26 protein-coding genes are annotated in these 22,638 nt (G+C 54.0%); 10 read left to right on the forward strand and 16 right to left on the reverse strand.

From position 1 onward, the window contains the following. Positions 1-10: 10 nt before the first annotated feature. Both DY252_RS14395 and DY252_RS14400 read right to left on the reverse strand, forming a co-directional pair. Positions 11-1,666: a sensor domain-containing diguanylate cyclase gene (locus tag DY252_RS14395; protein WP_231959777.1), complete on the reverse strand. Its 1,656-nt coding sequence runs from the start codon at positions 1,664-1,666 to the stop codon at positions 11-13. Positions 1,667-1,847: 181 nt separating this feature from the next. After that, positions 1,848-2,180 (reverse strand): hypothetical protein, encoded by a 333-nt coding sequence (locus DY252_RS14400; RefSeq protein WP_008890686.1) that lies wholly within the window; start codon positions 2,178-2,180, stop codon positions 1,848-1,850. Positions 2,181-2,379: 199 nt separating this feature from the next. Between DY252_RS14400 and DY252_RS14405 the strand changes: the two genes are divergently transcribed. The 3 genes from DY252_RS14405 to DY252_RS14415 all read left to right on the forward strand — a co-directional run bounded on the left by DY252_RS14405 (position 2,380) and on the right by DY252_RS14415 (position 5,190). Then, positions 2,380-2,784, forward strand: a complete 405-nt coding sequence (locus DY252_RS14405) for an OsmC family protein (RefSeq protein WP_063088127.1) — start codon at positions 2,380-2,382, stop codon at positions 2,782-2,784. A 152-nt stretch (positions 2,785-2,936) separates the two neighbouring features. Further along, a complete protein-coding gene (locus DY252_RS14410) occupies positions 2,937-4,232 on the forward strand; it encodes an alpha/beta hydrolase (protein ID WP_064789817.1) in 1,296 nt (431 codons plus the stop codon). 16 nt (positions 4,233-4,248) lie between these two features. After that, entirely contained in the window at positions 4,249-5,190 is a 942-nt protein-coding gene (locus tag DY252_RS14415) for an alpha/beta fold hydrolase (RefSeq protein WP_064789816.1), read from the forward strand. 17 nt (positions 5,191-5,207) lie between these two features. Here the strand turns inward: DY252_RS14415 and DY252_RS14420 are convergent, their stop codons facing one another. The 6 genes from DY252_RS14420 to DY252_RS22695 form a co-directional block, all read right to left on the reverse strand. Continuing rightward, positions 5,208-6,182: an adenosine deaminase gene (locus DY252_RS14420; RefSeq protein WP_064789815.1), complete on the reverse strand. Its 975-nt coding sequence runs from the start codon at positions 6,180-6,182 to the stop codon at positions 5,208-5,210. A gap of 68 nt (positions 6,183-6,250) precedes the next feature. Beyond that, positions 6,251-8,011 carry a tetratricopeptide repeat-containing sulfotransferase family protein gene (locus DY252_RS14425; protein WP_064789814.1) on the reverse strand — a complete coding sequence of 587 codons (1,761 nt, stop codon included), beginning with the start codon at positions 8,009-8,011 and terminating at the stop codon, positions 6,251-6,253. A 155-nt stretch (positions 8,012-8,166) separates the two neighbouring features. Continuing rightward, positions 8,167-9,060: an aromatic amino acid exporter YddG gene (yddG, locus tag DY252_RS14430; protein WP_064789847.1), complete on the reverse strand. Its 894-nt coding sequence runs from the start codon at positions 9,058-9,060 to the stop codon at positions 8,167-8,169. A gap of 114 nt (positions 9,061-9,174) precedes the next feature. Then, complete coding sequence (locus DY252_RS22520; protein ID WP_231959776.1) at positions 9,175-9,363, reverse strand: helix-turn-helix domain-containing protein; 189 nt, start codon at positions 9,361-9,363, stop codon at positions 9,175-9,177. Next, on the reverse strand, positions 9,351-9,830 hold the full coding sequence (locus tag DY252_RS22525; protein ID WP_231959775.1) for a hypothetical protein: 480 nt from the start codon (positions 9,828-9,830) through the stop codon (positions 9,351-9,353). Before DY252_RS22525 ends, DY252_RS22520 begins: the two co-directional genes overlap by 13 nt. Position 9,831: 1 nt before the next feature. Continuing rightward, complete coding sequence (locus DY252_RS22695; RefSeq protein ID WP_269451531.1) at positions 9,832-9,954, reverse strand: cupin domain-containing protein; 123 nt, start codon at positions 9,952-9,954, stop codon at positions 9,832-9,834. A gap of 250 nt (positions 9,955-10,204) precedes the next feature. Here DY252_RS22695 and DY252_RS14440 point away from each other — a divergent pair, with 250 nt between their 5' ends. After that, positions 10,205-11,275 (forward strand): EAL domain-containing protein, encoded by a 1,071-nt coding sequence (locus DY252_RS14440; RefSeq protein ID WP_064789813.1) that lies wholly within the window; start codon positions 10,205-10,207, stop codon positions 11,273-11,275. A 15-nt stretch (positions 11,276-11,290) separates the two neighbouring features. Here DY252_RS14440 and DY252_RS14445 read toward each other — a convergent pair whose 3' ends face one another. Then, positions 11,291-11,917, reverse strand: a complete 627-nt coding sequence (locus DY252_RS14445; RefSeq protein ID WP_129542741.1) for a TetR/AcrR family transcriptional regulator — start codon at positions 11,915-11,917, stop codon at positions 11,291-11,293. Positions 11,918-12,078: 161 nt separating this feature from the next. Here DY252_RS14445 and DY252_RS14450 point away from each other — a divergent pair, with 161 nt between their 5' ends. After that, a complete protein-coding gene (locus DY252_RS14450) occupies positions 12,079-12,918 on the forward strand; it encodes an NmrA family NAD(P)-binding protein (RefSeq protein WP_064789811.1) in 840 nt (279 codons plus the stop codon). A gap of 97 nt (positions 12,919-13,015) precedes the next feature. On the opposite strand, the gene DY252_RS14455 is transcribed toward DY252_RS14450, so the two are convergent. The 7 genes from DY252_RS14455 to DY252_RS14485 all read right to left on the reverse strand — a co-directional run bounded on the left by DY252_RS14455 (position 13,016) and on the right by DY252_RS14485 (position 18,526). Beyond that, the gene (locus DY252_RS14455) at positions 13,016-13,732 is read right to left on the reverse strand and encodes a GntR family transcriptional regulator (protein ID WP_082923561.1); all 717 of its coding nucleotides are present in this window, start codon (positions 13,730-13,732) and stop codon (positions 13,016-13,018) included. Between the two features lie 55 nt (positions 13,733-13,787). Continuing rightward, positions 13,788-15,068: a TRAP transporter large permease gene (locus DY252_RS14460; RefSeq protein WP_082923560.1), complete on the reverse strand. Its 1,281-nt coding sequence runs from the start codon at positions 15,066-15,068 to the stop codon at positions 13,788-13,790. Next, on the reverse strand, positions 15,068-15,520 hold the full coding sequence (locus tag DY252_RS14465) for a TRAP transporter small permease (protein ID WP_231959774.1): 453 nt from the start codon (positions 15,518-15,520) through the stop codon (positions 15,068-15,070). The genes DY252_RS14460 and DY252_RS14465 overlap by 1 nt, the downstream gene beginning before the upstream one ends. Before the next feature lie 89 nt (positions 15,521-15,609). Continuing rightward, positions 15,610-16,590 (reverse strand): C4-dicarboxylate TRAP transporter substrate-binding protein, encoded by a 981-nt coding sequence (locus DY252_RS14470; RefSeq protein WP_165374911.1) that lies wholly within the window; start codon positions 16,588-16,590, stop codon positions 15,610-15,612. Between the two features lie 315 nt (positions 16,591-16,905). Next, the gene (locus DY252_RS14475; protein WP_082923559.1) at positions 16,906-17,817 is read right to left on the reverse strand and encodes a helix-turn-helix domain-containing protein; all 912 of its coding nucleotides are present in this window, start codon (positions 17,815-17,817) and stop codon (positions 16,906-16,908) included. Positions 17,818-17,832: 15 nt separating this feature from the next. Then, on the reverse strand, positions 17,833-18,123 hold the full coding sequence (locus DY252_RS22365) for a hypothetical protein (protein ID WP_064789808.1): 291 nt from the start codon (positions 18,121-18,123) through the stop codon (positions 17,833-17,835). 43 nt (positions 18,124-18,166) lie between these two features. After that, on the reverse strand, positions 18,167-18,526 hold the full coding sequence (locus DY252_RS14485) for a hypothetical protein (RefSeq protein WP_064789807.1): 360 nt from the start codon (positions 18,524-18,526) through the stop codon (positions 18,167-18,169). 141 nt (positions 18,527-18,667) lie between these two features. Here DY252_RS14485 and DY252_RS14490 point away from each other — a divergent pair, with 141 nt between their 5' ends. From DY252_RS14490 to DY252_RS22535, 5 genes are all read left to right on the forward strand, one after another. Beyond that, complete coding sequence (locus DY252_RS14490) at positions 18,668-19,567, forward strand: LysR substrate-binding domain-containing protein (protein ID WP_064789806.1); 900 nt, start codon at positions 18,668-18,670, stop codon at positions 19,565-19,567. 248 nt (positions 19,568-19,815) lie between these two features. Further along, entirely contained in the window at positions 19,816-21,012 is a 1,197-nt protein-coding gene (locus DY252_RS14495; RefSeq protein WP_064789805.1) for an ABC transporter substrate-binding protein, read from the forward strand. Between the two features lie 140 nt (positions 21,013-21,152). Continuing rightward, positions 21,153-21,935: an ABC transporter ATP-binding protein gene (locus tag DY252_RS14500; RefSeq protein WP_064789804.1), complete on the forward strand. Its 783-nt coding sequence runs from the start codon at positions 21,153-21,155 to the stop codon at positions 21,933-21,935. Next, positions 21,932-22,381: an ATP-binding cassette domain-containing protein gene (locus tag DY252_RS22530; RefSeq protein WP_245960849.1), complete on the forward strand. Its 450-nt coding sequence runs from the start codon at positions 21,932-21,934 to the stop codon at positions 22,379-22,381. The genes DY252_RS14500 and DY252_RS22530 overlap by 4 nt, the downstream gene beginning before the upstream one ends. Continuing rightward, positions 22,300-22,638: an ATP-binding cassette domain-containing protein gene (locus DY252_RS22535; protein WP_281269052.1), complete on the forward strand. Its 339-nt coding sequence runs from the start codon at positions 22,300-22,302 to the stop codon at positions 22,636-22,638. The genes DY252_RS22530 and DY252_RS22535 overlap by 82 nt, the downstream gene beginning before the upstream one ends.

The raw sequence follows: 22,638 nt of genomic DNA on the forward strand, positions 1-22,638 counted from the left end.
TCCCGTCAGCTCAGTCGTCAGTATGCAGATCGGGTTCCATATCCGGGGCATAGAGGCGGTATTGCGCCTTGCCTGCCGCCTTGGCTTCATACATCGCCTTGTCAGCCCGGCGGAGTTGCTCGCTCATATCGCAGTTGCCGCCATCAAACACAGCCAGCCCGATCGAGGCGGAAATATCGCAATCATGTCCTTCCCAGACAAATGGACGGCTCATTTCGGCAAGAATGGCTTCGGCGGCCTCCGCCATTTCCTTCTCAGCGCCCTTGTTTAAGAACAACAAGGTAAACTCGTCCCCGCCCAGTCGTGCGACTTCTTCAGCGCGTCTGGCTGCACGTTTCAGGCGCTTGCCGGTTTCAACAAGTACCCAGTCCCCCGCGGCATGACCTTGCGTGTCGTTCAGTTGCTTGAAGCCATCAAGATCAAGGATAAAGATCGCCGCTGGCGTATCGGTTCCGCGCAACACGGTTTCGCATTGATCAAGCTTCTGCATGAACCGCGCACGGTTGGCCAACCTGGTCAGCTCATCATTATTGGCCTTGTTTTGCAATTCACGCGCGGCGTGCTTTTGCTTGGTGATGTCGCTGGTCCACCAAAGCACGCTTTCCTCCCCCTGGAACGAAAGCGGTTCGATCGATGTTTTAAGCCAGCGTGCTTCGGGCATATCAGATCGGCGCAACCGGATCTCGACATCCTGAAGTTCGCCCAGCGCATCCATATCCTCGAGCGATTTCTCTCGATAACGTTCGGAAAGAAGTATGGAATCCGTTGCTTGGCTTTCGTCTTCAATTCCGAGCATTTTGGAAAATGTGCTGTTGAAGAATTTGAAAACGCCGCTTTCCCGGTTGGAAATCCCGACCCCGATCGGTGCACTTTCAAGCAACCCTGTCAGACGCTGGGATGCCTCGGCGACCTCGGCCTGCGCCTTTTTGAGGCTGCTCACGTCAATCAATGACCCGATGGTGCCCGCGATCGCGCCACTTGGGCCCCTAAGGGTGGCGGCTGCAAACAGGGCCGTGCATTCCTTGTCATCAATCGCAAAGGTAATCTCGTCACGTACCTGCCCCTCGGCATCGCGTAACGGTGCCTCGAGTTCACCGACGGTTTTGGCAAGTGATTTGGGCGCGAAGTCCGCCATTCTCTTGCCAATCGCCGTTTCGACATCCGTACCAAACAGTTCGGCAAAGGCGCCGTTGCAACGGGTCAGAACCCCTTCCCGGTTTTTGAGGTAAACCGGGGTTGGCAAAACATCAATCAGGTGCTGAATGAACGTCTTGTGCTCTGACAGTGCCTTGGCAAGTTCCTGGGCGCGCCCGGCATCGCGTAACACCAGCGCAAATGTCCCGGACGGTCCGACATCGCAATGCCAGTTAAACGGCGTTTTCCCCAGACGGAAAGCCGGAAGTTCGGCATGTTTGCCCGACGAAATGGATGCGAGGGCGTTGCGAACTGCTGCTACCGCGTCGCCATCGGTAAATTCACCGTTTTTGGCAAGATAGGCCAGAAGCTGTTTGACCTCTGTACCTTTACGCAAAACAGACTTTGCATCGCCAAGCTGCTTTTCCGCAGCCGCGTTGACATAGACGACGGTAAGGCCGTCCGGATCAAGAAAAATAAGACTGTCGCGTGACAACGCCGCAGTTGCCACCACATCCGCACTGACTGACAAGACACCCGGCGCGCTGCAAAACAGCGCTCTCCCTTTATTCGTGTTTTATGTGATGTCCCAGATCAGACCTTTTAAGACGGCCTTGTGTATTTATATGCGCAACCCATTGCATATACTGGAGAATAAGTCATTATTTTTTTGAATAGCAGGACATCAAACACGGGTGCAGGTCAGAATATCGTTATTTTTTCGCAGGAAGATCGATGTAACCGCGATCAATGCAGTGTTCGAGTTCCTTGGCGACGGCCAGCATTTCCTGAAAGCTTTCTCTCAGATGCTTGAGCTTTGCCAGCTCGTCCACCGTCGGGTGCTCCTCTGCGCGATCATCGCAAAGATGAAAGGCGAATTTCAGATAATCCGCCCGAAGCCGTGCAACGGTGATCATCAGCGGCACAGCATTTTCGACCGACATATCCGGAATGGCCGGGCTGATGATTTCGTGATTGATCTCACGCAGGACATGCTCCATGCCCATCATGAAACGGCTTTTGCTGCGCGTCGGATCCTCTGTCATGACTGATACTCCTGCACCATAGGGATCTGAATAATTACACCAGTATCCATCCGGAAAGTAAAAACTCCTATAACAACTTACCACTCACGGTCGCATTTGCGACAACAGCCCGGCCGACTTTCCATGATCTCACCTTGCAGGTAAGCGCAAGGCGGGCTAGAGGTTAAGACAACAATTGTTCACATATGGGAATGCGAAGATGGAAGCGCGTGTAAAGTGGCTTGAAAACCTGACCTTCACCGGAATGAGTGGTACCGGACATGGTGTCGTCATGGATGGCGACAGGGATAACGGATTTGGCCCAAGCCCGATGGAGATGCTTCTGCTTGGTATCGGTGGCTGTTCGTCGATTGACGTTGTTCATATCCTTAAAAAGGGTCGTGAAAACGTTCTTGATGTCGAAACCGACGTTAAGGCCGAACGTGCAGAAACTGACCCGAAGGTCTTCACCAAAATCCACCTGCACTTCAAGGTAAAGGGTGAAAACCTTAATGAAACCAAGGTCGGCCGCGCTGTCGAGCTTTCGGCAGAAAAATACTGCTCAGCATCCATCATGCTGTCAAAGGCCGCAGAGGTCACGCACAGCTGGGAACTGGTGGAATAATCCGGTTACTCATAGCGGCGATATTGATGAAAAAGCGATCTGTTCACAGATCGCTTTTTTGTTTCTCGCACCATGTGACTTCCCGCGTTAACATCTTCTGACAACAATAGAAAAACCAAGTCCAATCCCGGGAACCGAACGGAGCAATCATCATGAGTACGTCCCGCATATTTAAGACTGGTTTGGCATCCCTTGCCCTGCTGGGACTTTTGACGACAGGTGTCTGCGCAAAATCAGACGACCCGCTTTCGCCATCCGGTGCCGCGATTGCTCCGCCCGCCGAAGGATTGCCGTTTGAAGATTATGTCCGCTCCACACGCCAGCAACTCCGCGACGTCCTTTCCACGACACGATTTGCGCATGAAGAAAAACCGTTTGGCATCCATACCCTTGATCAGGTTGTCGATATGCGCGCGCCTTTCGCACTTGGACCGGTGAGCGTCACCTGCACCACCGACGAAACCGACCCTGCGCAGGGAAATGGTGTTGGCTTCCTGATGGTGCATGGACTGACCGACAGCCCTTATTGGTTAAGTGACATCCGTGATGATCTTCGCGAACGCTTTCCCTGTGCGACGTTTCACGGTGTTCTTCTTCCGGGGCATGGCACGGTGCCGGGCGATCTGCTTGATGTCGAATATGAAGACTGGCTTGAAACCGTTCGTTTCGGCATGAACAGCTTTGGGGATGAGATCGATCACATCATCCCGATGGGCTTTTCGACCGGGGCCGCCCTGATTGGGCGGGTCTATAGCGAACAACAGGCAAACAGTGATCGGATCAGCGCACTCGTTATGCTTTCGCCCGGTCTCGCAGCCAAAAGCGAACAGGCCTGGCTTACCCCCTATGTCCGATATGTCAAAGACTGGGTCAGTGAGGGTGAAAATAACGATCCGGGTAAATATGGTTCGATGGCCATGAACGCAGCAGCAGAGTTTTATCTGCTGACCAAGCCCTTTGGCCAAGGAAAGTTGGCCGATTTCGATGTGCCGGTTTTAGGCGTTGTCAGTTCGGACGATCAGACCATCAACCCCGCCCTGATGCGTGATTTCTTCTGCAACAAGGTCACCAGCCCGCAAAAACACCTGATCTGGTATCAGGGCAAAATCGACCCGCCGGCTAACAGCGCAACTTGTGACGGCATTGAAATTGTCCGCTCGGAAGACGACGAAATGCGCACACTCAACCATGCCCACACCGCAATTACCATGAGCCCCAAGGATCCCATTTATGGCCTTGATGGCGCGGTCCCCGATTGCGGGCATTATGATGACGAGGCTGCCCGCTCAAACTGCCAATCCGGCACGGATGTCCTGTATGGCGAACGCAATCTTTTTGACAACGCGCCTCCCGGCACAATGCGTCGTGGCACATTCAATCCCGATTTCCCGGGTATGATGGATAAAATGGCTGCCTTTATCGCAAAGGCAATCACTGCGCAGGACTAGGAACTGAACCCGCCCCATGACTTTTGCGACCGACATTTTCGAAACACCGGACGGGATAAATCTGCGCTTTGGTGTTCAGACGCCCGAAAACGCGCGCCAGCATGTCCTGATCCTGCAAGGGCGCGGGGAGTATATTGAACGCTATCAGGAAACGGCAGACGAACTTGCCGAACGTGGTTTCGGCTGTGTGACCTTTGATTTTCGCGGCCACGGTGGGTCGTCGCGCGAAACGAATGATCCGGTCATGGGATACGTTCATGATGTTGCGCAATATATCGCCGATACACGCCATGTTGTTGATCATGTCAATAAAGTCTACGGCATTGCCTGCCCGCTGCTGATAACGCACTCGACCGGCGGGCTGGTTGCGATGGCGATGATGCTCGATCAACCGGATCTGTGGGAAAGCGTGGTAATGGTCGCGCCATTTTTTGGACTGGGCGGCCCTGACTGGTTGTCACTGGCGGCGCAATTTGTCGCCGACAGCATGTGTCGCTATGGATTTGACAAACAGTACCTGCCCGGCCAACGCAAACTAAGCCCGCTTGCCGGGTTTGAGGCCGAAAACATTCTGACTTCCGATCCAGTCCGCCATGCGCGAAATGTTGCCATCTTACAAAGCAGCCCAAACCTTGTGGTTGGTGGCGTTTCTGCCGGCTGGCTTGATGCCTGTTTCAAGGCGCAAGCATCCCTGACCACCCGGATCGAACAGATGAAGGCAGGCACATGGTCCCTGCCCCCCATCACCATTGTTCTGGCCGGGAACGATCAGGTTGTTTCAAACCAGACGACAGAAGATCTGTTTGGCAACGTCCCATCGATCACCATCGCGGAGATCCCCGAAGCCCGCCACGAAGTCCTTCAGGAACGCGACATTTATCGAAACAGGTTCTGGCAAATTTTCGATGCGCACATCGCGCGCACGCAAAAAAGTAAATCCTGGAGACCTCGGCGATGATTTGAGTGGTTTTTACCTTAGAGCTTTGCCAGAAGTTTCGCCTTGGTCGCATCATCAACAAAGGCAGCCTCGATCGCGGTGCGGGTCAGACCACCAAGCTCTTCGGGGCTAAAGCCAAACACCTCCTCGGCACGTTGATATTCGGCTGCAAGCGAGGTAAAGAAAAACGGCGGATCGTCCGAGCCAAGGGTCACCTTGACCCCCGCATCGTAGAATTTGCGCAGCGGATGGGATGTGTAATCCGGGAAAACCGAAAGGGCTATATTCGATCCCGGACAAACTTCCAGAACGATATCACGCTTAACCAGTGTTTCGACCAATTTGGGGTCTTCGATTGATCGCACCCCATGGCCGATCCGTGTCACAGGAAGTTTTTCAATCGCATCCCAGACACTTTGCGGTCCTTCGACCTCGCCGGCATGGGTGGTGCAGCCAAGTCCGGCATCGCGGGCGATCTTGAACGCCGGGTAAAAATCTTCCTGTGTGAACATGCTTTCATTGCCGCCCATGCCAAAACCGACAATGTACGGGTGGCGACAATCAACCGTTTCACGCGCGACCTTGACTGCTACATCCGGCCCAACGTGGCGCACACAGGTCATGATAATCCGGCCGATAATCCCGGTTTCCTTTTCGGCACGGTCAATACCATCAACGACTGCCTCAAGATGCGCGTCAAACGACAATCCGCAACTGGCCGCATGGGTCGGCGAACAGAAAATCTCGACATAAAGCGTGCCAACCTTTGCCTGCTCGACCAGATACGAACAGGTCAGATCGGAATAATCCTGCTTGGTGCGGATGGCGGCACTCGCCTTGTCAAAACTATTGAGAAACTCGGGAAAATCACGCCAGATATAGCGATCCTGAGCATCATAGATATCATCAGGCAATGTCAGACCATTGCGCTTGGCAAAGCTGCGGACAAGCGTTGGTGTCATCGCCCCTTCAAGATGCAGGTGCAGTTCTGCCTTTGGAATGATCGTGTTCATCGCGGCGCTCCGGGTTTGTCGGCATCATCTCATAAACGATACCTTCTACCCCAAACCAACCCGCTTGGTCACGCAGCAACCGCACGACGCGATGATTTGCGCGCAGCACTCCATTGCTGAATTTCCGGATCATCGCCCAAGGATGCCAACGGCCCGATAAACGGCTCAAACCGTTGCCATTTTTCAACGGAGTCCTGATTGATCGGGCGACGAACCTGGATCATGCTTGCCGTTGCGGCAACTTTTCCCGCCCTATAAAATTCAAGGCATGCGGGATGCCAGTCCAACCCGCAATGGGCGAGATAATCCTGCGCGACAGCTTCCGCATCCGATACCAGATCTTCATATGAAAGATCGTAAATCTGGCCATTTTGATCTGCTTCCATGCAAGTATTCATCAGATCGACATAACCACGGTAGTAATCGGCAAATTCTGCAAGATCGTCAGAATAGCGCATCGGCATCGAGAATGGCGTTGTATAAATCGAAAGACAGGTCGCAAGCGGATGACGATGGGTGTGAATGATCGGTGCATCGGGAAAAACGCGCCGGATCATCTCAACACGCAGGAAATTGGCCGGTGTCTTGTTGGTGACAAACCGTTTGTCAGGCGCGTAGGCCTTGAGTGCGGCAAGATACTGTTGGCGAATTTTTTTCGCTGCCTTGGCATCGATGCGCGCCAATTGTTCCGATGTCTGGTCAGGTCCGACGACATCAATCACCGCCTTGGTAAAATCGCCGATTTCACCAGCAGCATGCACATCGGGATGGGCACCGAGAATACGCTCGGTCAGGGTTGTTCCGGATCGCGGCATCCCGAGGATAAAGATCGGACGCGGGCCATTTTCACTCTCTGAACTGACATCTTCAAAAACCGGGGCTGAACGGACCATTTCACGCAAACGCGCAAGTTCCCTGAGTTCGCGCGGCATATCAAACGGCCGTTCTGTCCTGTGTGCCCGATGACCCAACTTATAGAAATCAAAGGCCACTTTCATATTGCCCTTGAGTTCCTCAATCTTTGCCCGTGCAAAGGCGGCCTTGTAGTGCTCCATCTTTGCGAGATCGGGCTTATCAAGCATTGCGTCCAGCAAACCGGCAGCATTGTCGGGCATGGATTGCGGACGCATAAAGGAAATGATCAGGTATGGCTGGGCGCTGGCTGACGGCTTTCTGCGAATGATCTCAAGGCTTTCAGAAACCGCGCGTTCGACTTCGCCCGCCATTGCATAGGACGAGGCCAGCAACATCCGTATCGAGAGCCCATCAGGCTTGCGCGCGACGATTCCTTCCAGAACAGAAAATGTCTGTATGTATTTTTCCTGATACAGATAAATACGCGCAAGCAGCATCTGGGCTTCATCGAATGTCTGGCTTGTGCCGGGAATCGCATTCAGAACGTCGATTGCTTCGCTCAGCGCAGGGGCAAAACACAATCCGGGGCTTTTACTAAGCTGTCTTTGAAAGATGACGTCAGCCAGCATATAGCGGAGCCGGTCTTTTTGCGTCGCAGTACGCAACCGCTTCCTGATCGCTGATTCAAATGAAGAAAAGTCATTTGAATGATAAGCATATTGCATAAAATTATGTGCAACCGGCGCGAAATAACGGTCCGTCAACGGAAGAGAATTGAACAGATTTTTCAATCTTCTAACTGCATTTTCAACAGAACCTCCCTGCAGCTCGCTTACCGCAGTCATGATCTGGATATCTGTTCTTTTGGAATGAAAACGCAGCATTTTCGCGCCAATCACGGCTGCGCGGTCAAACTGCCCGGCAGACATCGCTTGCTTCATTTCAAGCGCAATGTCTTTTTGTGACTGCGTCATTCATCTGTCCTTGGATGCGTATGTTTTGTTCTACGCCCCCTCCCCAAGTACGTAACGACTATAAGTCAGTTAAATAATACTGCAAAGCACAATTTGGACCTTTCTGACTGACGTTCACGTAATTGTGACTGAACTGCCACACCCGGAAATTGTCGTCATGAAACAGAATTTCGGTGTTGTTTTCGTGAACTGAAATTTGTCGACGCCAGAACGGCGCCGCCAACGATCAAGATGCAGCCGACGATAATGGCTGGCGTTGCAATCGCCTTGCCAAAGGCAATCAACAAGCAGGTACTGAGCAGCGGCGCGCCATAGGCCAGAACACCGAGGATCTGAATATCACCGTGTTTGGTGCCATGGTCCCATACGAAAAATGCGGCCCCGACCGGGCCCAGTCCGAGCCCCAGAATAGCCAGCCACTGTCTGGCCTCCGGCGTTACCCAGTCTTCGATCATGCCATGCGTAACAAGGCCGAGAATGGCGGCACCTGCGCAAAACCCGCAGACTGCCCCCACCGGAACATTGCGATAGCGCCGGTTCACGACCGAATAGCCTGACCACAGCAATGAACAGATAATTGCCGCCCCATATCCCAGCGCGAATGCCGGATCAAAGGTCAGGGCTTGCCCCTTACCCACCAGAAGAACGGCGCCGGACAATCCCAGAACTGCCCCCCCGATATGCTGCCATTTCAGGCGTTCGCCCGGCAAAAGTGCAGAAAACAAGACAATCAGCAGCGGCCAAAGATAGGCAATCAGGCTGGCTTCGACCGCAGGCGCGTTGGCCAGCGCGACAAAATAGAAAAAGTGATAGCCAAACAGGCCAGTCACACCAAGCGCCCAGGCACCAAGTGGTTGACGCAAGGCGCGAACCACATCACCCCCGCGGAGCGTGATCCAGAGCGCACTGAAAATGCTGGCGATACCAAAGCACAAACTGACCAGTTGAAACGGCGGGATGTCGGCCACTTCGGTCGTGAACAGGGCAAGCAGAGCCCAAAGAATTACGGCAACCGAACCGATCAGCGTTGCCTTGCGTTTTTCATCCATCGCACCCATCCCGGTTTGCTGATTTTACAAACCGGAAGATGCGCCTGTTTGACGATCCGGTCTTTGCCCAAACTCCGGAAGTTCGCCACAAGTACTTGATGGGAAGTATAGGCCCTAGAAGGCCGTCGGATCGCGGCGGATCGATCTGGGCGCGCAGCCAAACCGCCTGGAAAAAGCACGTGAAAAGGCGCTTTGATCGGCAAACCCGACCGCATTTGCCAGATCGGACATCGAAAGGCGAATTTCAGGATCACGCAAAAGCGCCATGGCCATTTGCAGGCGTTGCTCGGTCAACCAGCGCATCGGGCTTGTCCCGATATATTTCTCTGGAAGGCGCTAAACAGGCTGCTCTCCGATTGGGCGGCAATGGTCGCCATGTCACTAATCGTGATGTCTTCGCCCAACCGGGCCTCCGCCCATGCCATGGTACGAAGGAGCCGTGATGGCAGCGCCGCCATGCCAAAGGCATTCCCACCACGGCTCTGACGACTACGCAGTAAAAGCGTCTTCAGACAATCGAGCATATCAGTTTGGGATTCGTGATCGCGTAGTGGTTCGATCGCCTGCAACAGCGCGACCAGCCCCCTCTGATGCCCCAACCCCACTTCAAGATACGTTGCAGCACTGCCATGGCGATGCCAAAGTGCCTCAAGACCGGTGCGATGGGCCAGATCGGCATCGACATCAAGCACAAGGAACCGGTTAAGTCCCTCGGCGCGATAGGCATGGGTTTTACCCGCCTCGACAAAGGCCAGTTGGCGACCACACACCTCACCCCCGGCGCCCTTCGACCTCCATCTCAAGCTTGCCGAGCTCGGAGATGATGATCTGGTGGAAATCGCCGTGGCTGTGGCTTTGTGCTTCGGGGCGGTATTGCCGCATGCTGTACTGCATCGGATCCTCGGTCTCGCAGAATGACGGGCACACAATATCAGCGCTTTTCGCAATGATAAATCCCTTCGCGCAGCGTCTTGATTGATCGCCTGCCGCAAACATCGCCGTACAGGATAAAGTGCCGCACGAATGTATTGATTGACGCAGGATTTATTGTCACTGCGCACCATATGTTACAGTATGTTAATCAGAAGAATTGCCGATCAGGAAAAGCCAACGGCGCTACTAAGGACCAGACGGGGAGATTGAGGTGACCTATTGTGAAAAATGTGATGCGGTTCCTGAAATCGCACCTGCAAACGGGACACTCTTTCTCTGGCCGCCAGTTGCCCATACCACCGGCAAAATCCTGGCCGGTGCGAAATCAATCGGCATAGAGGTCGAAAAAACAACGTCTGTCGCAACACTTTCCATTCACTACACCCGTCCGGGTCTGCGGGCGCTGATTGATGCCATATCAAGCAGTCTCCTTCCCGAAGAACTGTCGGACACCAAAGCATTGATCATGCCAGGCGTTCAGCACCCCGAAATCGATGACATCGCCCAGATTACAAGCCTTGGTGCGATCCGGGCGGCAATCGGTGCAGAATGGCTGGGCGATTTGTTGCGTGACAACCGGTTGAATTCGGTATTCCAGCCGATTTTTGACATCAATGACCTTGGTAAACCCTATGCCCACGAATGCCTTGTCCGCGGCGAGAGCGCGACCGGCGATGTGATCAATCCGGGCCAGCTTTTTGATGCGGCCCAGTCAGCAACCCTGCTGTTTCAGCTTGATCGTGCGGCACGTGCAGCCAATGTCCGCAATGCCCACAAGGCTGGCGTGAAAGGCAACCTGTTTATCAACTTCACGCCGAGCTCGATCTATGATCCGGATTCTTGCCTGCGCTCGACCATCGAGGTCGTTGAGGAGTGCAATCTTGATCGCAGCAGTGTTGTGTTCGAGGTGATTGAAACCGAAAAGGTCCGCAGCACGGCACATCTGAGCGCCATTCTTCAGTCCTATCGTGATTCGGGTTTCCGGGTTGCGCTTGATGATGTCGGATCCGGCTATTCGACGCTGAACATGTTGCCGGAATTGCGCCCAGATATCATCAAGATCGACCGCGAACTGGTCGATCACGTCGATCATGACAAATTCAAACAGGCAATTGTCAGCAAGCTGATCGCGCTTGCCAAACAGCTTGATATCGAAGTGATCGCCGAAGGCATAGAACGCCAGGAAGAACTCGATTTCCTGCGTGATCACGATGTTGACTATGTGCAGGGCTTCCTTCTTGGCCGCCCTGCCCCAACCCCCTTTACCGCCAAGGCAGGCTAACCACGCCCAAATGGCCTAAACCCGGGCCATATCAGCCAATTCGCGACCGACCATCCGCTTGTAGCTTGCCACGATCTCGCGGCCCTCACTGCGCGGGACAGCGATCGCTAGGCGCATGGTGGCTTCGCCGGAATACATGATCAGCAAACACCGTGCGGCAATTGTTTTGAAATCACCATCATTGCCACGAACCCGCAAGATCGCCTTGGCCAATTGCTCCGCATTTGTCCGGCTCACTTCCATTTCCATGTCGCGCAGCGTCTTGTCGGCTTGCGTTCCGGTCCAGATATCGCAAATCACCGGTTCGGCCAGAAACAGTTCGTAATAGGTGTCAATCAACCGGTCAAAGGCTGCGAGCAAGGCATCTGGCGAATTCACTTCCGCCAGTGCCTCTTCGATGCAATGCAGGGATTCGGCGTTATAGCGATCGGCAAGCGCATGAATGATCGACGCCTTATCGGGGAAATACTGATAGAGCGATCCGATGGAAATCCCCGCCTTTTCCGCGACCTCCCCCATCTTGATGGCATCACTGCCCTGGGCTGAAATCAGCTCGCAGGCGACTTTCAGGATGGTGTCGACCCGTTCGCGGCTTCTTTTTTGAGTCGGTGCACGGCGCATTTTTTTCACGTTATCAGACAACGCGTTAGATCCTTTATCCTCGAAATACCCCGGCACATCCGTCCGGGTTTCACAGGCTTGTGATGGGCCAAAGCTCTTGACGATCAAAATATGAGGATTTATCACATTTGGCAAATGTGAGGATTCCTCACATTTTGAAAACCCATTCAGGAGCCAATTTGATGCCAACCAATCCCCGCTTTCTTGTTCTGGGCGCGACGGCCAAAACCGGCCGCCGCGTTGCCGAAAAACTCATTGCCCTTGGTCATGATGTGCGCGCTGTTTCACGCAGCACGACACCCGCCTTTGACTGGACCGATCCGACAACCTGGGATGATGCCCTGCGTGATCGCGATGCGGTCTATGTCACGTTCCAGCCCGATCTTGCTGTTCCGGGCTCAGATGACATCATCGCAAGCTTTGCCAAGCGCGCGCTGATGCATGGTGCAAAACGCATTGTGATGCTATCTGGCCGCGGCGAAGAAGCCGCCCATCGCGCTGAAGACGCCCTGCGTCATTCCGGGGCGGATGCCACGGTGCTGCGTGCCAACTGGTTTTTCCAGAATTTCAACGAAGACCTGTTCCTGTCCTATATCCAGCAAGGCACCCTGGCCCTGCCCGCGGGTGATACGCCCGAACCGTTTGTTGATGCCAATGACATTGCCGAATGCGCGGTTGCCTGCCTGCTTGATCAGGGCCATATCGGCAAGACCTATGAGCTTTCCGGGCCGAGTGCTGTCACGTTTGCCGATGTGACTGAGATGATTTCCAGTGTAACCAACCACACGGTCAATTTCGTGGCCATCACCGTTGATGAATTGGATGCCGGACTTGAAGCAGACGGCATGCCCGACGAAGTCCGTGGCCTGATCCGTTATCTGTTTTCCGAAGTCCTTGATGGCCGCAACAGCCAACCGACCAACGATGTATATGAAATTCTTGGCCGTCAGCCCAACAGCCTGCGCAACTTCGTCGAAGAAGCCGCGAAAACCGGCAGCTGGGACGTGGCCAAACGCGCCTGATACAACACAAGCGGCGCGCAGCAATCATGCAGCGCGCCGTTTGATTTATCTTGTTCCTGCTTGCCGGACGGCCCTATTCGCCATCGCCAGGCAAAGATCAGGAAAACAGCGTTTTGTTTTCTTCGATGATCTGGGGCAGACGTTCCATGGTGCCTGAAAGGTGTCTACGCATTTCCAAGCTTGCCAATGCGCCATCACCGGACTGGACGGCATCTATAATCGCCTTGTGACCTTCAAGCACCGAGACCATTTTGCCCGCACGTGGCAGATCAAGGGTTCGTACACGCGCCAGATGACCGCTGCGTGCGGTGATCTGCAAATGCAGGTTTGACTGGTTCACCCCGTTAAAAAGGGCCGCGTGGAAGGTTTCATCAAGTTGTTTGAACAGGTCGATCTGTTCGATATCGCCAACCAGTGCTTCCTGCATTTTCACAATGCCCTTGGCCTTGACGACGGCTGGGGATTCTTTGGCCTCTGCCAATTGCCGGACCACTTCACATTCGGCGGCCACCCGAAGGAAATGTTCCTCGCGGATGCGGGCCACATCGATCTTGGTCACCACGGTCCGCGACTGCGGATAGGACACCACCAGACCATCCTGTTCCAGACGCAAGATGGCCTCGCGGACGGGTGACTGGCTGACATTGAAACTTTCAGCCAGTTCTGCCCGCACAAGCGTGGTTTCCGGCACCAGGGACAAAGACACGATCTGGTTACGGACTTCCTCATACACCAGCGCAGATGCCGGAACATGCATGCTGGTCTTCACCGATCCGTCATGCATCGAAATCAGTCCCCCCGTCGATGTGTTCATCTTCTTGTGTCTCCCTGGCATTTGCGCACATGCCCCTTTTGGTCTGCAAATGTCATTACATCAATGTATTGGGCAACAGCAATGTCAAAGCAGGTATTGCTGCCAGCAGAATGAAGAACAGCGCCATGGCAACAAAGAACGGAATGGAGGCACGTGTATATTCCCCAGTCTTAACACCCAAAATGCCGCAGACCGTAAACATGATCACCCCGACTGGCGGAGTCAGACCACCAAAGTTGATCAGGGTCACGATCAGAATGCCCATATGCACCGGATCATACCCGGCATTGACCAGAACCGGCATGACGATCGGTGTGACCAGAAGGATATTGGCCGCCCCTTCCAGGAACATGCCACTGACCACCAGAACCCCTACAACAAGGATCAGAATCGCAGTTTTGTTTTCAGTCAGTGTGGTGACAAATTCTGTGATCTGTTGCGGTGCGCGTTCAATCGTCATGGCATAGCCAAGCACAGCCGCCATAATGATCAAAAGCATCACCATGCCCAGATCGGAGATTGACCCAAAGATCGCTTCCTTCAGACGGGCAAAATCAAGTTCGCGATAGACAAACAAGCCCACGCCCAGCGCATAGAACACCAAAAATGCCCCGGCCTCGGTTGCGGTAAAGATGCCGAACCGGAAACCAACGATCAGAATGACCGGAAACGCCAACGCCCAGATGCTTTCAAAGAAGCTTGCGGTCAGGTCCTTGGCCTTGGGCAATTCCGGAAGATCTGGTGTGTAGCCGTTTTTCTTGGCTACAAACCAGGAAGTGATCATCAAAACGATGGTCAGGAAAATGCCTGGCAAAACACCGGCCAGGAACAACCGACCGATGGATACTTCATTGACGAAGCCAAACAGGATCAGACCAATGCTGGGCGGAATGGTTGCGGTAATGATCGAGCCAAAGGCCAGAACCGCAGCCGTATTGGCCTTGGAATAACCTTTTTTGATCATGCTGGGACCCAGCAGGCGTGCCTCCATCGAGGCATCGGCAACAGCTGATCCCGAAATACCGCCCATCATGAAGCTGAGCACAATCGAAACCTGCGCCAGACCACCGGCCATCCATCCGGTCAGAAGACTTGCAAATTTGACAAGGCGATGGGTAATGCCTGTCACATTCATCAAGTTACCGGCCAGAATAAAGAACGGCACCGCCAAAAGCGGGAAGCTTTGGGTGGCTGTGACCATTTTCTGGATGACAACCGTCGGCGGCATTGCGCCGGTCATGACAAAGACCGGGATAGAGGCAAGGCCAAGCGCAAAGGCAACTGGCATCCCGCAGACAAGAAATACTGTAAACAGACCTGCAATCAACAACAGCATCAGTTGATCCCCCTGCTGCGAATGCGTCGAATAAGTTGGGAAACCATGGTGCGGATCATCAGAAGAATACCGACAACCATCGAAGCATGGATATAAGAAGCATTAATCTGCGCAGCCCCAACAAGGCGTGGATGCATCAAGATCATGTTGATCCACGCATAGTTCAAAAGGAACGCAAGAAATCCGATAATCACCAGAATATTGATGATTTCCACCCAATGGCTGGCCCGTTCAGACAGGACTTCACGCAGGATCTGAAGCCCGAAGTGGCGGTCTTCCTGCATGGCAATGTCAGCAGCCAGCATACACAGCCAGGCAAAGATCAGTTGTGCCATCTCGACTGACCAGATGATCGGCGATCCCATGGCGCGCGCCACAGAGGCCACCGCCACAAGAATGACCACGGCAACAAGCAACATGCCGCCACAGGCAAACTCAATCCGCTTGAGCATCAATTCAATTTCCATTGTGAAGTTTGAAGTGCGTTGCCCATGATATAAGGCAACGCACTTTCGCAAGGCAAGATCAAGGAAAGTGGCGCTTAGCGGCCAAGAACCTTGTTAACAACAGCAGCTTCTGCTTCGAGATCAAGCATCTGGTAAACCGGTTTCACGGCTTCCTTGAACGGTGCAAGATCGACTTCGCTGACGGTAACGCCGCTTGCCGCGACATCTTCAAGCGCCTTTTCACCGAGTTCAATCGTCAGGCCAGAAGCATAACGACCATCTTCCACCGCCAGATCGCGAACGATTTTCTGGTTTTCCGGTGAAATTTCATCCCAGGCGTCGGCACCGACAACGAGGGCGGTGACAAGCTGGATATGGCCGGTTTTGGTGACGTTTTTGATGACTTCATAAAGCTTGGCGTTCCAGATCGCGGTCGGCTGGGCTTCGGCGGCATCAATGGTGCCAAGCTGAAGGGCGCTATAGACTTCGCCCCATGCAATCGGGGTCGGTTCTGCACCCATGGCGCGGATGGTTTCAATCCAGACCGGTGCGCCGATGGTCCGCATGCGCACGCCCGAAAGATCAGCCGGGCTTGAAATCGGCTTTTGCGTCAGGGCATGACGCGCGCCCTGATACCAGTTCGAGGCAATCATCACGAGGCCGGATTTTTCGCGCAGTTCCTCGCCCCAGGAAATATATTCGTCCGAAAGGGCAAATTTGTCGGCCTGTTCATAGGTATCAAACAGGAAAGGTGCCGACATGATCGCAAGCGACGGCACAAAGCTGGACAAACGCGCAACATCGGTCACAGTGCCGACAGCAGCACCTGCACGCGCCTGATCGATCATTTCGGTGGTGTCACCAAGCTGCGAGTTGTGGAAGACCTCGATCTCCACTTCGCCATTGGTGGCCTTTTCCACGTCCGTTTTGAATTTTTCAAGTCCCTGCCCCATCGGATCATTCGGGGCCAGAACGGTCCCGATCCGAAGGGTCGTCGTCGCATTTGCCGGCATGGTTGCGGCCAGTGCACTTGCAAGCACCGCACACATTCCGAGTGATTTCATAGTGAGCTTCATTAGAGATGTCCTCCCGATGGATTGGCTTTTGCCAAAATTGATATTTTAGTTCCTTTGAAATTCTAGGTATCTCGCCTCTATCTTGTCAACGAAATTCTCAAGCCTGTAAAATCGTTTATTTTCAATTGATTAAACAAATTCGTCACCCATCCATTGCGGGAACTTGTCATGGGTCAAAACAAGATCACGCAACAAGATTGGGGCGAATACAGGCCAAGCAGGCATCATTTTGGCCGCCCGAACCAAGGGCGGAACAACAAGATGCAGCCCGATCAATTCACTTGATCAGGCGCCAAAGAATTCAATGGAATGATGTCAGCGGGAGATGCTGCGATATTTCGCAGGGGTCAGGCCGGTAAAACGGCTAAACCGGGTGGTTAGATGGGCCTGACTGGAAAAACCGGTCGCAAGCGCAATTTCGGCAACCGGGGCGCTGCCAACACGCAGCATATGCATCGCAGTTTCGATCCGGCGGCGCAGAACGAATTTGTGCGGTGCCTCGCCCACGGTTTTACGAAACATGCGGGCAAAGTGGTAGGCCGACAAATCGGCAACTTCGGCCAGTTCCTCGATCGTGAGCGGCTGATCAAGGTTGGCATCGACAAAATCAAAGACCCGACGCTTGATCGCAGGTGACAACCCACCCCGAACCTTGAAACCAAGATCCCGGCGCGTCGAATAACTGCGCAACATATGGCCCATCAAAAGCTGCCCGGCATTCGACATCGCCATCCGGTCCGCCGGCACATCCCAATCAAGCGGCAGCATCGCCTGCCGGACGGTCTGCTCAATCAGCGGATCAAGGAAGAATGTCTTTTCAGGGACTTCGACGGCATTGGGTTCAATATCAAAGGCCTCGACCACCGCACGGTCCCAGGAAGCATGCGGGATATAAACGTGAAACAGCTCCACCTCGCCATGAACCAGCCAGTCCGAGGTCAGATACGCTGGCATCAAACAGCACCGGCCGGGGCCCCCGCCACTCATCGGGTCAACACCGATCTTGCGCTGGATACCTGTCCCGCCATTCACATAGAGGCTGATGGTGTGATGATCCGGATCGGTATACCGGGTCAGAACATCGGCATTGCGCCGCCAATGGGCAACCGAAATGCTTTCGCCAAAGTCGCCCGCGCGTAACAGGTTTGCATCCCCAATCAACTGATTGAAGACTTCAAACTTCTGATAACGCCCGTTGGGCTGAAAGGCTGAAGCGGTCTCTGCCATTTAATGTTCCTGAACTTAAGATGACATCATCGCATTGCGATCAGAATTTGCAAAGCAATGCAAATGCAACGCAGCCCTGTTTTGCGCAAGAATGTGAAAAGACAGCAACACGTCAAAGCGCTGGCGACCGGAAATGCCCGAGCTGCGGCCAAAGGCCCGGGCACTATAAAGATGTTTTTGCGCATCGGTTGGATGACCGCTACCACCCCCAAGGGAATCCAATATCGCCGATTTCACGATCCGGTTTTTCAACGTGTTACCGCAGGGAAGATCAAGCGGCTTGAACAAGGCTGCAAGCGCGGTCATCCGGCGATCCAGTTGGCCGGAAATCAGGAAACGGGCGATATTGTCAGCGATTTTTGTCGGATGGTTTCGGCCAAGCCAGAACCATCCCTGACAACACATCACCGGCCCTGAGCAAACCGGATTGGGTGAAACTGGACTGGGTGAAACTGGACCGGGCAAATCGATCACCTCGGTCAAACCGCGCCTCGTACAGTTCAGCGGCTGTCAGGTCCGACAATTTACGCGTGGCTTTCGTACCAATGGTCAGACCTGCTGCATCTGCCTTCCGGACTTGGCGCTCTGCACGCCAGGCACCAATTGCAGCGCGCAGATGACCGAACAGACCAAGCGGCTTTGCTGCGGCTTTGGATACATCGGACACACAGGAAATCGGGTCATAGGAATAGGACATCATCGTTTTCATAATGAGCATCTCCAATCAATGTTGATCTCAGATTGAGGATTCCTCATTAATTAATCAAACGAGAAGATTTAATCTTATTCATTAGAAAAACTCATAGATATCTAGCGCCCGGCTTTGCGGCCAACAGGAAAGAGACCGGCGATGAATTCCCCGACCAATGCAATTCATAATCTTGATCTCGACCTTGCACGGACCTTTGTCGCGATCTGCGAAACGGGTAACTTTTCACGTGCGGCTGAAAAGGTTCATCGCAGCGCTTCTGCCATCAGCCTTCAGGTCAAAAAACTTGAAACCATGGTCGGACGCGAATTGTTTAAACGCGAAACCCGCAAGGTCACCATGACCGAGGATGGCGAGGTTTTGCTGGGCTATGCGCGACGTTTGCTGAAACTCAATGACGAGGCGATGTCGCATTTCCATACCCCTGAATTTTCCGGCACCGTGCGGCTGGGTGTGCCCAATGACACCGGTATTGTCGCCATTCCCGAAATCCTCAGACGGTTTGCACAAACCCATCCGCATGTGGATATCGACGTCCATCTCGGTCCGACCCGGACGTTGCGTCAACAGATTGACAAAGGTGATCTCGATATCGCGGTCTTCAGCTTTGATGCGGAGCTTGATCGTCAAGCACCGATCCATTCCGAACCGTTGGTGTGGCTGGGTGCGCGCCATGGCAGTGCGATTGACAAGCGCCCCCTGCCCGTTTCAATGGCCGAACCGGGTTGCTACTGGCGGACCATGGCATTGAAGGCGCTTGATGATGCCGGGGTAAATTACCGCATCGCCTATACCAGCGAGTTTTGCCAGGCACAGATTGCCGCCGTGCGTGCCGATCTGGCGATTGCGCCGCTACCGATCAGTGTGATTTCAGACGATCTGGTGCATCTTGGCCCGGCGCACGGCCTGCCGGAAATCGGCGAATACCGCATGACCCTTGCCAAACGCGATGGCCATGGCGCGGTCGAGGAGGCATTGGCCGAACATGTCGTTGCCGGGTTCCGCAAGATTTCCGAACGCGGCATGCGAGTGTTTGCCTGATCACCCGGGCATCAAAGCCCCTTGCTGTGCCCCACATCCAGCGGCCATTGCTCACCGTGACATCACGCAATCACAGGTGTGAACTCAGCCACACCTGCGCCCGTCCGTTTGATCGCGAAACCTGCCGCAACCCGCCCCATATGCAAGAGCGATTTTGTAACTTAAAGTTAAGAAACTGGAAACGCGTTGTGTTTTCTGTATACTGCCCCACGAATATAAAGGCCCAATAAAACAGGGAAGGCTACACTATGGGAAAACTCTCTACCCTCCTCCTATCGGCTGCATTGTCCACGGCGATCATTGGCGGTGCCGCTGCGCAGGAACAGGTAAAGATCGGCATGCTGCAAGGCTTCACCGGCCCGACGGAATCGCTCGTCAAGCCGATGGCTATGGGCGGTGAACTGGCCATCAAGGAAGTATCTGACAGCGGTCTTTTGCTGGGCGGGCGCGAGGTTGTGTCGGTACGCGGTGATAGCACCTGTATCGATGCTGCCGCGGCAACGGCTGCCGCCAACCGTTTGGTGACCTCTGATGGTGTTCACGGCATCAACGGTGCGACCTGTTCGGGTGCGACCACGGCCATCCTTAATAACGTTGTCCGCGCAAACGGCATCGTCATGATTTCGCCGTCGGCAACATCGCCGGCACTGTCGTCAATCGAGGATGACGGTTACTTCTTCCGTACTGCACCGTCGGATGCACGTCAGGGCCAGATCATCGCAGATGTTCTTGATCGCCGCGGCATCAAGTCGGCAGCACTGACTTATACCAACAACGATTATGGCAAGGGTCTTGCCGACGCCATTCAGGCTGCCTACGAAGCAAAAGGCGGCAAGATTACCGCTGTTGCAGCCCATGAAGACGGCAAAGCCGACTATTCTGCTGAAATCGGTACGCTGGCATCTGCAGGTGGTGAAGTGCTGATCGTTGCCGGTTATCTTGACCAGGGCGGCAAGGGCATCATTCAGGCATCGCTTGATACCGGTGCGTTTGAAAAGTTCGTTCTGCCGGACGGCATGGTCGGTGAAGCATTGACCGATAACTTCGGCGATGCGCTTGACGGCTCGATCGGCACCAACCCGGGCACCGATAGCCCGGGCGCAGGCATGCTGGCCGACCTGGCATCAGGCAAGGGCTTCAAGGGCGATGACCCCTATGTTCCAGAAGCTTATGATTCTTCTGCCCTGCTGCTGCTTGCCATGCAGTCCGCAGGTTCGACCGACAGCGCGGTCTACAAAGACCACATTCTGAAAGTCGCCAATGCACCGGGTGAGAAAATCTATCCGGGCGAACTGGCCAAGGCGCTTCAGATTCTCGCTGATGGTGGTGACATTGACTATGTCGGTGGTACTGCGCTCGAACTGATTGAGCCGGGCGAGTCCGCTGGTAGCTTCCGTGAAACGGAAATCAAGGGCGGCAAGTGGGAAACGGAGATGTACCACTAAGCCGATCATCCTTTGATCACCAACGACGCTGGAACTGTCAGGGACTTCGGTCTCTGGCAGTTCCTCTATTACCGGGCTTCATCATACCAATCGGCGAAGACACCCGGGACGGATAGAATGACAGGGGTCAAAAACTCCCAATGATACGGGTTGAAAACATCGCCAAGAACTTTGGCGGCATTCAGGCGGTCGATGGCGTATCGCTCTCCATTGAAAAAGGCTCCATAACCGGCCTGATCGGGCCGAACGGTGCGGGAAAAACAACACTCTTCAATATTATCGCGGGCGTTTTTCCGCCGTCATCGGGGAAAATATTCCTTGATAATGAAGATGTTACCCACCTTGAGCCGCACGAACTTTTCCACAAAGGCCTTTTGCGTACCTTCCAGATTGCGCACGAATTCTCGACACTGAGCGTGCTGGATAATCTGATGGTGGTTCCCGGCGAACAACCGGGCGAACAACTGCGCCATAGCTGGTTTAACTATTCACGCGTCAAAGAGATCGAGGCCAAAAACTACGAGCGCGCGCTTGAAGTTATTGATTTCCTTGAGATTGACCACATCAAGCATGAGTTGGCCGGCAATCTTTCGGGTGGTCAGAAGAAGCTTCTTGAACTGGGTCGAACCATGATGGTCGAGCCGAAGATTGTCTTCCTCGACGAAGTTGGTGCGGGCGTGAACCGTACGTTGCTCAATACCATTGCGACCTCGATCAAGCGCCTTAATGAAGAGCGCGGCTATACATTTTGTTTGATCGAGCATGACATGGACTTCATTGCGCGGCTGTGTGACCCGGTGATCGTCATGGCGGAGGGCAAACTCCTGACGCAAGGGACGATCGAAGAGGTCAAGAATAACGAGGAGGTCATCGAGGCGTATCTCGGCACAGGTCGCAAGCATGAACGGAAGGTACCGTCATGAGTTTTCTGAGCGCAACCGGTATGACCGGCGGCTATGGCGGCAGTGACATCCTGCATGACTGCACCATCACCGTCGAAAAAGGCGAGATTGCTGTCGTTGTCGGCCCCAATGGTGCGGGCAAATCAACAGCCATGAAGGCGGTGTTCGGGATGCTGAACCTGCGTGAAGGGTCGGTCGTTCTGGATGGCAAGGATATTACCAACCTTGCCCCGCAGGAACGCGTGCCAGAGGGCATGGGCTTTGTTCCGCAGAACCGCAACGTTTTCGTTTCCATGACGGTGGAAGAAAACCTCGATATGGGGCCTTCATCCGCAAAGACGACGGGATTGAGGAAACCAAGCAACAGATTTTCGATCTGTTTCCAATTCTTGGCGAAAAACGCAACCAACCCGCAGGTGAGCTTTCCGGTGGTCAGCGTCAGCAGGTTGCCGTTGGCAGGGCGCTGATGACGCGGCCCAAACTCCTGATGCTTGATGAACCGACGGCGGGTGTCTCGCCGATCGTGATGGATGAACTGTTTGACAAGATTCTGGAAGTCGCCAAAACCGGCGTCGCCATCCTGATGGTCGAACAGAATGCCCGTCAGGCCCTGGAGATCGCCGATCACGGTTTCGTTCTGGTACAGGGACGCAACCGGTTCACCGATACGGGCGAAGCCCTTCTCGCCAACGAAGAAGTCCGCCGGTCCTTCCTGGGCGGATAA

It is taken from the genome of Thalassospira indica, assembly GCF_003403095.1.
GTDB lineage: Bacteria > Pseudomonadota > Alphaproteobacteria > Rhodospirillales > Thalassospiraceae > Thalassospira > Thalassospira indica.